The 9,360-nt window shown below is 58.2% G+C and carries 3 protein-coding genes, 4 rRNA genes and 1 pseudogene; all 8 read right to left on the bottom strand.

The features are described 5' to 3' along the window. Positions 1-12: 12 nt before the first annotated feature. Positions 13-129: ribosomal RNA gene (rrf, locus tag AB4074_RS24480) — 5S ribosomal RNA — on the bottom strand. A gap of 157 nt (positions 130-286) precedes the next feature. Beyond that, positions 287-3,426 (bottom strand): 23S ribosomal RNA (locus tag AB4074_RS24475). Between the two features lie 596 nt (positions 3,427-4,022). Further along, positions 4,023-5,502: ribosomal RNA gene (locus AB4074_RS24470) — 16S ribosomal RNA — on the bottom strand. A gap of 283 nt (positions 5,503-5,785) precedes the next feature. Further along, on the bottom strand, positions 5,786-6,328 hold the full coding sequence (locus AB4074_RS24465; RefSeq protein ID WP_441415702.1) for an acyl-CoA dehydrogenase family protein: 543 nt from the start codon (positions 6,326-6,328) through the stop codon (positions 5,786-5,788). Between the two features lie 21 nt (positions 6,329-6,349). Then, positions 6,350-6,945, bottom strand: a pseudogene (locus AB4074_RS24460) (acyl-CoA dehydrogenase family protein); the annotation flags it as partial. Beyond that, on the bottom strand, positions 6,924-8,141 hold the full coding sequence (locus AB4074_RS24455; protein WP_441415700.1) for a CaiB/BaiF CoA transferase family protein: 1,218 nt from the start codon (positions 8,139-8,141) through the stop codon (positions 6,924-6,926). The pseudogene AB4074_RS24460 and the gene AB4074_RS24455, both read right to left, overlap by 22 nt. An 85-nt stretch (positions 8,142-8,226) precedes the next feature. Further along, on the bottom strand, positions 8,227-8,946 hold the full coding sequence (locus AB4074_RS24450) for a GntR family transcriptional regulator (protein ID WP_441415701.1): 720 nt from the start codon (positions 8,944-8,946) through the stop codon (positions 8,227-8,229). Positions 8,947-9,273: 327 nt separating this feature from the next. Next, positions 9,274-9,360 (bottom strand): 5S ribosomal RNA (gene rrf / locus AB4074_RS24445); the annotation flags it as partial.

Below are 9,360 nucleotides of genomic sequence, written 5' to 3'. Positions count from 1 at the left end.
CCGTTAATGGTTGTCCGGCGGTGTCCTACTCTCCCACACCCTCCCGGGTGCAGTACCATCGGCGCTGTGGGTCTTAGCTTCCGGGTTCGGAATGGGACCGGGCGTTTCCCCCACGCTATGACCGCCGTAACCCTGTTACCCGACCCCCGCACGCGGTGCGGGGTGGGAAGACTGGTTACAACATGGTGGTGTTGTTATTCAGTTGTTCGGTTCCTGGAGCAAACAAGCCGGTGCCGGGTTGTTGTTCGGGAACCACATAGTGGACGCAAGCAGTGATCGTGTTTGTGTGGTGTAAGTTGTCGGCCTATTAGTACCGGTCAGCTTCAACAGTCTTTAGTCCTGTCTTCCACATCCGGCCTATCAACCCAGTGGTCTGGCTGGGGGCCTCTCACACACGAGGTGTATGGAAATCTCATCTTGAAGCGAGCTTCCCGCTTAGATGCTTTCAGCGGTTATCCCATCCGAACGTAGCTAATCAGCGGTGCACTTGGCAGTACAACTGACACACCAGAGGTTCGTCCGTCCCGGTCCTCTCGTACTAAGGACAGCCCTTCTCAAATTTCCTGCGCGCGCAGCGGATAGGGACCGAACTGTCTCACGACGTTCTAAACCCAGCTCGCGTACCGCTTTAATGGGCGAACAGCCCAACCCTTGGGACCTACTCCAGCCCCAGGATGCGACGAGCCGACATCGAGGTGCCAAACCATGCCGTCGATATGGACTCTTGGGCAAGATCAGCCTGTTATCCCCGAGGTACCTTTTATCCGTTGAGCGACGGCCATTCCACAATGTACCGCCGGATCACTAGTCCCGACTTTCGTCCCTGCTTGAGATGTCTCTCTCACAGTCAAGCTCCCTTGTGCACTTACACTCGACACCTGATTGCCAACCAGGCTGAGGGAACCTTTGGGCGCCTCCGTTACTTTTTAGGAGGCAACCGCCCCAGTTAAACTACCCATCAGGCACTGTCCCTGACCCGGATCACGGGCCGAAGTTAGATGTCCAAAGTGACCAGAGTGGTATTTCAACGATGACTCCACCCGAACTGGCGTCCGGGCTTCAACGTCTCCCACCTATCCTACACAAGCCACTCCGAACACCAATACCAAACTATAGTAAAGGTCTCGGGGTCTTTCCGTCCTGCTGCGCGTAACGAGCATCTTTACTCGTACTGCAATTTCGCCGAGTTTATGGTTGAGACAGCGGGGAAGTCGTTACTCCATTCGTGCAGGTCGGAACTTACCCGACAAGGAATTTCGCTACCTTAGGATGGTTATAGTTACCACCGCCGTTTACTGGGGCTTAAATTCTCAGCTTCGCCTTGCGGCTAACCGGTCCTCTTAACCTTCCAGCACCGGGCAGGAGTCAGTCCGTATACATCGTCTTGCGACTTCGCACGGACCTGTGTTTTTAGTAAACAGTCGCTTCCCCCTGGTCTCTGCGGCCCCGATCCCCTCCCACCAGCAAGTGGTGTTCAAGGTTGGGGCCCCCCTTCTCCCGAAGTTACGGGGGCATTTTGCCGAGTTCCTTAACCATAATTCTCTCGATCGCCTTGGTATTCTCTACCTGATCACCTGTGTCGGTTTGGGGTACGGGCGGCTTGAACCTCGCGCCGATGCTTTTCTAGGCAGCATAGGATCACCGGATCCCCCCATGACGGGGGTCCCATCAGATCTCAGGAACGTCATCAAAGACACAGCGACGGATTTGCCTATCGCTGACCCTACATCCTTAGACCGGGGCAACCATCGCCCGGCCCGGCTACCTTCCTGCGTCACACCTGTTAATACGCTTACCTCCCGGGATCAGGTCCCGCGCTCGGCCAAAACCCGCACACCACAAGGGTGATTGGGCAGGCTCCGGGCGGTTAGTATCCCCCGCTTGGCATGGGCGGTCCTTCGCCGGTACGGGAATATCAACCCGTTGTCCATCGACTACGCCTGTCGGCCTCGCCTTAGGTCCCGACTTACCCAGGGCAGATTAGCTTGACCCTGGAACCCTTGATCATTCGGCGGACGGGTTTCTCACCCGTCTTTCGCTACTCATGCCTGCATTCTCACTCGTGTAGGCTCCACCGCTGGTTTACACCGCGACTTCACCGCCCACACGACGCTCCCCTACCACTCCAGACGACTGAACCACGAAGGCTTGTCTACTATCTGAAATCCACAACTTCGGCGGTGTACTTGAGCCCCGCTACATTGTCGGCGCGGAATCACTTGACCAGTGAGCTATTACGCACTCTTTCAAGGATGGCTGCTTCTAAGCCAACCTCCTGGTTGTCTTCGCAACTCCACATCCTTTCCCACTTAGCACACGCTTAGGGGCCTTAGTTGGTGGTCTGGGCTGTTTCCCTCTCGACTATGAAGCTTATCCCCCACAGTCTCACTGCTGCGCTCTCACTTACCGGCATTCGGAGTTTGGCTGACGTCAGTAACCTTGTAGGGCCCATCGGCCATCCAGTAGCTCTACCTCCGGCAAGAAACACGCAACGCTGCACCTAAATGCATTTCGGGGAGAACCAGCTATCACGGAGTTTGATTGGCCTTTCACCCCTACCCACAGCTCATCCCCTCCATTTTCAACTGAAGTGGGTTCGGTCCTCCACGACGTCTTACCGTCGCTTCAACCTGGCCATGGGTAGATCACTCCGCTTCGGGTCTAGATCACGCCACTACACTCGCCCTGTTCAGACTCGCTTTCGCTACGGCTACCCCACACGGGTTAACCTCGCGACGTAACACTAACTCGCAGGCTCATTCTTCAAAAGGCACGCCGTCACCAGAATCAGACTGGCTCCGACGGATTGTAAGCACACGGTTTCAGGTACTGTTTCACTCCCCTCCCGGGGTACTTTTCACCTTTCCCTCACGGTACTGGTCCGCTATCGGTCATTAGGAAGTATTTAGGCTTATCAGGTGGTCCTGACAGATTCACACGGGATTTCTCGGGCCCCGTGCTACTTGGGATCCTCTCCAGGCGGCACACAACATTACGGTTACGGGACTAACACCCTCTCCGGCCGGCCTTTCAAGACCGTTCACCTATGTCCATGCTCTCACCCCACCGGTCCGGCAGAACCAGTACGGAAAGTCCCACAACCCCGCCCATGCAACGCCCGCCGGCTATCACACATGGAACGGTTTAGCCTCATCCGCGTTCGCTCGCCACTACTAACGGAATCACTCTTGTTTTCTCTTCCTGCGGGTACTGAGATGTTTCACTTCCCCGCGTTCCCCCCACGCACCCTATGTGTTCAGATGCGGGTCACCAGATCACGCAAAACGCGTCTGGCGGGGTTTCCCCATTCGGACATCCTGGGATCACCGTTCGGTTATCAACTCCCCCAGGCTTATCGCAGATTCCTACGTCCTTCTTCGGCTCCTAATGCCAAGGCATCCACCGTGTGCCCTTAAAAACTTGACCACACAAGATCAAAAAACTTCTCGAGAGAACCACAGAAACCGTGCCACACCGCACACCCCGAAAGGATGCACACCATGACCGGATCCAGGTTCATAAAAAGAAATTGCTGTATGACACGAACCAAACACCCAAAAAGTGCCAGCCCGTATCAGATGCTCGCGTCCACTATGTAGTTCTCAAACAACAACCCCGTACCACACCCCCCCACGCCGGCCACCCCCGGAAAAAAAGGGGACAACCACCAAACGCACGAAGACAATGCAGCCAGGAAACCAGAAACACACAAACCCGCACCACGGAACCACGCAACCCTCACAGGCCACGCACCCCACGCCACGGCCCTGTTGCCTCAGGACCCAACAGTGTGCCAAACACGAAAACCGGCTCACCCCCCACCCGCACCGTTCCAGGACACCCAAACCAAAAGGAAAGAGAGATCCGTACTAGGGGCAGGAAAGAACCAACCGGCCGCTATCTGCTGATATTCCACCCATGAGCACCCACCGCAGAACAGACGCCTGCGCAATGGGCTTTGCTTCCACACACCCCCGGACCAACCATGCGGCCGGACAGGGAGCGATAATGGTGCTCCTTAGAAAGGAGGTGATCCAGCCGCACCTTCCGGTACGGCTACCTTGTTACGACTTAGTCCCAATCGCCGGTCCCACCTTCGACGGCTCCCCCCACAAGGGTTAGGCCACCGGCTTCGGGTGTTACCAACTTTCGTGACTTGACGGGCGGTGTGTACAAGGCCCGGGAACGTATTCACCGCAGCGTTGCTGATCTGCGATTACTAGCGACTCCGACTTCATGGGGTCGAGTTGCAGACCCCAATCCGAACTGAGACCGGCTTTTTGGGATTAGCTCCACCTCACAGTATCGCAACCCTTTGTACCGGCCATTGTAGCATGCGTGAAGCCCAAGACATAAGGGGCATGATGATTTGACGTCGTCCCCACCTTCCTCCGAGTTGACCCCGGCAGTCTCCTATGAGTCCCCGCCATCACGCGCTGGCAACATAGAACGAGGGTTGCGCTCGTTGCGGGACTTAACCCAACATCTCACGACACGAGCTGACGACAACCATGCACCACCTGTAAACCGACCGCAAGCGGGGCACCTGTTTCCAGGCGTTACCGGTTCATGTCAAGCCTTGGTAAGGTTCTTCGCGTTGCATCGAATTAATCCGCATGCTCCGCCGCTTGTGCGGGCCCCCGTCAATTCCTTTGAGTTTTAGCCTTGCGGCCGTACTCCCCAGGCGGGGCACTTAATGCGTTAGCTACGGCGCGGAAAACGTGGAATGTCCCCCACACCTAGTGCCCAACGTTTACGGCATGGACTACCAGGGTATCTAATCCTGTTCGCTCCCCATGCTTTCGCTCCTCAGCGTCAGTTAATGCCCAGAGACCTGCCTTCGCCATCGGTGTTCCTCCTGATATCTGCGCATTTCACCGCTACACCAGGAATTCCAGTCTCCCCTACATCACTCTAGTCTGCCCGTACCCACTGCAGAACCGGAGTTGAGCCCCGGTCTTTCACAGCAGACGCGACAAACCGCCTACGAGCTCTTTACGCCCAATAATTCCGGATAACGCTTGCGCCCTACGTATTACCGCGGCTGCTGGCACGTAGTTAGCCGGCGCTTCTTCTGCAGGTACCGTCACTTTCGCTTCTTCCCTACTGAAAGAGGTTTACAACCCGAAGGCCGTCATCCCTCACGCGGCGTCGCTGCATCAGGCTTTCGCCCATTGTGCAATATTCCCCACTGCTGCCTCCCGTAGGAGTCTGGGCCGTGTCTCAGTCCCAGTGTGGCCGGTCACCCTCTCAGGCCGGCTACCCGTCGTCGCCTTGGTAGGCCATTACCCCACCAACAAGCTGATAGGCCGCGAGTCCATCCGGTGACACAGGACCAGCCAAAACAACCAATTCATAAAAACAAATCGGTATCAACAAACTTGGCACACTATTGAGTTCTCAAACAACAGACACACCCGGCACCACCCACACCCCACAGGGTCCAGGATCGCTCCGGAGCAACTTCCCAAAGTTACCCGAATCATTACCACTTTGCAAATCAGTATCTCAACCAATTTCGGGGTAACAATTCGAATTCCCCTCGAATTGCGGCGCACAAAGCACCTGCCGTTTTAGGCTCAATTCGAAGGGGTTGGCCACCCGTGGTTCCCAGCTCTAGGCTGTCTCCCTCGTGGCGACTTAGAAGACATTACACGGCTTCCGGACCCTGCGCAAATCCAGCACTGACGGACTGCTATTCCCCCGCTCAAGCTGACCGACAAACCTGATCGGTACGCCACGGCGACGGCGACGACGGAACTCGGGTTCCGCCGTCGGGCCCCGCCTAACGGAAGGCGGCGATACCCGTCAGCTTGCTACCCAAGATGAGGGTGTGGACTTCGTCGGTGCCTTCATAGGTGCGAACCGATTCCAAGTTGTTGGCATGCCGCAAGGGTGAGTGGTCCAGCGTGATTCCGTTGCCGCCGAGGATGGTCCTGGCTTCCCGCGCAATTTTGATGGCTTCGCGGCAGTTGTTCAGTTTGCCGACCGAGATCTGGTCCGGTTGCAAAGTGCCGCCGTCCTTCATGCGCACGAGGTGCAGGGCGAGGAGGAATCCCTTGTTGATCTCCAGAGCCATGTCAACCAACTTCTGCTGCGTTAGCTGGTAACCGGCGAGCGGCCTGCCAAACTGCAGGCGTTCCTTGGAGTAGTCGAGGGCTACTTCGAACGCATCGCGGGCGGCGCCCATGGCGCCCCAGATGATTCCATAGCGTGCCTCGTTCAGGCAGGAGAAGGGACCCTTGAGCCCGACGACGTTTGGCAGCACCGCACTCTCGGGCAGTCGCAGATCGGACAATTCGATGTCGCATTGGATGGAGGCTCGCATGGACAGTTTCGGCTCGATGGGGGTAGCCGTGAATCCAGGGGTCTCGGCTGGGACTACGAAGCCGCGGACGCCGTCGTCGGTCTGGGCCCAGATGATGGCGACTTTGGCCACCGACGCCAGGCCGATCCAGCGCTTTGACCCGTTGAGGATCCAGTCGCCTCCGTCGCTGTGCGCGAAGGTAGTCATGCCACCCGGATCCGATCCCGCCGTGGGTTCCGTCAGTCCGAAGCAGCCGATCGCTTCCCCCGCGGCCATCGCCGGCAGCCATTCCGCTTTCTGTTCATCCGAACCGTGCTTGTAGATGGCGCTCATCGCCAATGAGCCCTGCACCGAGACGAAAGTGCGCAGCCCGGAATCGCCGGCCTCAAGTTCCGCTGAGGCCAGCCCGTACTCGACGGCTGATCGTCCGGCGCATCCATAGCCTTTCAGCTGCATGCCGAGTAGGCCCATTTTGGCCAGGCCCGGACCAGTTCCAGCGGGAAAATGGCCTTTTCATACCAGGTTGCGATGTGTGGTTTGATTTCGCTATTCACGAAGGCGCGCACCGAATCGCGCAGCGCACGTTCATCCGCGCTAAGAGGAGAATCAAAATCAATCAGATCGCTGATATCGGACATTCATGCGCCTTCACGGAAGTGTTTGGGGAATGGACAGCGACGGTGGCCCCTTGGTGCTCGCCAAGGGCCGGGGGAACTTGCCGGTAGCTCGGTGCTGCTGCGGACAGCCGGATGGGGTTGGCCAGCTGCAGGGACTCCCGGCCGGTACCGGGATCAGTGACAACGATTGACGGCTCCAGCCCCAGGCTCTGAGCCAGTTCGAAAGCCTCGCTGACGCTGTTGACCCTGCCCGCAGGAACGCCTGCAACGAGGAATTTCCGTTGCCAATTCGCAGCAGTGTCAGCATGAAGGGCGGCCTCGATCACAATACGAAGCTCCTCACGGGACGCTACTCTGCATTCGTTGGTGAGGAACCTCGCTTGCTCGGGCAAACCCCAGAGCCCTAGGACTGACGCCAGCGCAGCAAATTGCCGATCGTTGCCGACCGCGATGGCGAGCGTGCCGCCGCCAGTGCGGAATGTCTCATATGGGGCGATGCTGGGGTGTGCATTGCCGAGCCTGCCAGGCGAATTACCCGTGGCCAAGGTGGCCGCGCCCTGGTTCACCAATGCTGCCAGGAGCGAGGAGAGGAGGTTGACCTGCACCTGCTGGCCGGTCCCTGTGGCATCGCGTACCCGCAGCGCCATCAGGATCCCCGCTAGGGCATTCTGCCCGGTGAGGACGTCAACCAGGGCACCCCCAACCTTGCTGGGTTCTCCTTCCGGGTGGCCGGTGATACTCATCAGACCGCCAAGCGCCTGCACGAGCAGGTCATAGCCGGGCAGATCTGCGCCGGCGCCGGCCCCGAAGCCCGAGATTGAACAATAAACGATGTCCGACCGGCTCTCGGAGATGGTCTGATAATCCATCCCGAGTTTCGCCATGACACCAGAACGGAAGTTTTCGATGACAACGTCGCAACCGGCCACGAGGGCACGGGCACAGCTCAACCCCTCATCGGACTTGAGATCGGCAACAACGGATTTCTTGTTCCGGTTGACGCTTGCAAAATAGGTGCCGGTCCCATCGGCTTCCACAGGCGGGATCCACGCCCGGGTATCGTCGCCGGCAGGACCTTCGATCTTGATGACCTCGGCACCGTAGTCGGCCAACATCATGGAGCACAGCGGTCCGGCTAGAACCCGCGAAAAGTCCGCGATCCGTATTCCCGCCAAAGGCTGCGGCAAACCGCTTGGGCTCCCCCCTGTGGACGTCACGACGCATCTCCTTCGATGGTTGTATGTTGCATGCAACTGTAGGGGAAGGTTCCCGGCGTGTAAACACTTCTTCGTCGTATCGAAGTCAGCCGCGGAATTTCGTCAGCTGATCCAGCTTCGTAAGATACGCATCGGCGGACAGCCCGGGCGTCTTCGCGCAAACACCTCTAATGAGAAGCCGGGCGGTGCGGGTGACATGTTCGCGAACCGCAACCGCCGCAGCCTGCGGGTCCTGTCGCTCCAATGCCTCGAGAATGCCTCGACGGTCGTTGGCCAAGTCCTGGCTGCTTCGGATTGAAGGGATGGTTACCAACCCTTGCGCAATAACAAGATTGCGGAGTTCACCATCCAGCGCCGTTAGCCGGGGATTACCCGCCAATCCCATGAGAAACAAATGGAACTCTTTGTCCGCCTGCAGGGTGCCGGGACCATCGTCGCCGGCTGCAGCATCCAGAATGCGCCCGTGCAGCACCCGGAAATGCTCCAAGTCATCCTTGTTGATAACCTCGGCGGCACGTGCTGCAGCAGGGGGCTCAAGAAGAATTCGGATCTGGAAGATCTGCACAATCTCATCAAGTGAAATCTGCAGCACTCGGACACCGCGGTTCTTCTCGATCCGGACAATGCCCTCCTTTTCGAGCAGTTGCAGGGCCTCACGTACCGGTGTCCTGGACACTCCGAGTCTCTCGGCTAGCCCGATCGCGGAATAGTGCTCCCCGGGCGTCATCTCGCCGGATGTGATTGCTGCCCGCAGCATATCTGTGGCCTGCGCTGTCAGAGACACTCCAGGAGTAACCTGTTGCATGCTACTCATCCTGACATTGTACGGGTGCCGCGAACCTGCATGTCGGAGGGGTCCATAGATGAGCGAGGGTTTGGGGATTCCGGCCCATACGTGAGCGGGGGTTTGGGATTCCGGCCCATACGTGAGCCGGGGTTTGGGATTTCCGGCCCATACGTGAGCCGGGGTTTGGGATTTCCGGCCCATAGGTGAGCGGGCGTCTGCGGAAATCGCCCGATAGGTGAGCGGGCGTTGGTGGGAACCAGGTGGGCAGGGGTGGGTTGTGGGTCGGGGGTGTTTTAAATGGGTCAGGCCCCGACACGTGGTGTCGGGGCCTGRCCGTTAATGGTTGTCCGGCGGTGTCCTACTCTCCCACACCCTCCCGGGTGCAGTACCATCGGCGCTGTGGGTCTTAGCTTCCGGGTTCGGAATGGGACC

It is taken from the genome of Arthrobacter sp. 2MCAF14 (genome assembly GCF_052115645.1).
GTDB lineage: Bacteria > Actinomycetota > Actinomycetes > Actinomycetales > Micrococcaceae > Arthrobacter.
The sequence above is the reverse complement of the archived record's forward strand: the minus strand, read 5'-3'. Positions and strand labels throughout refer to the sequence as shown.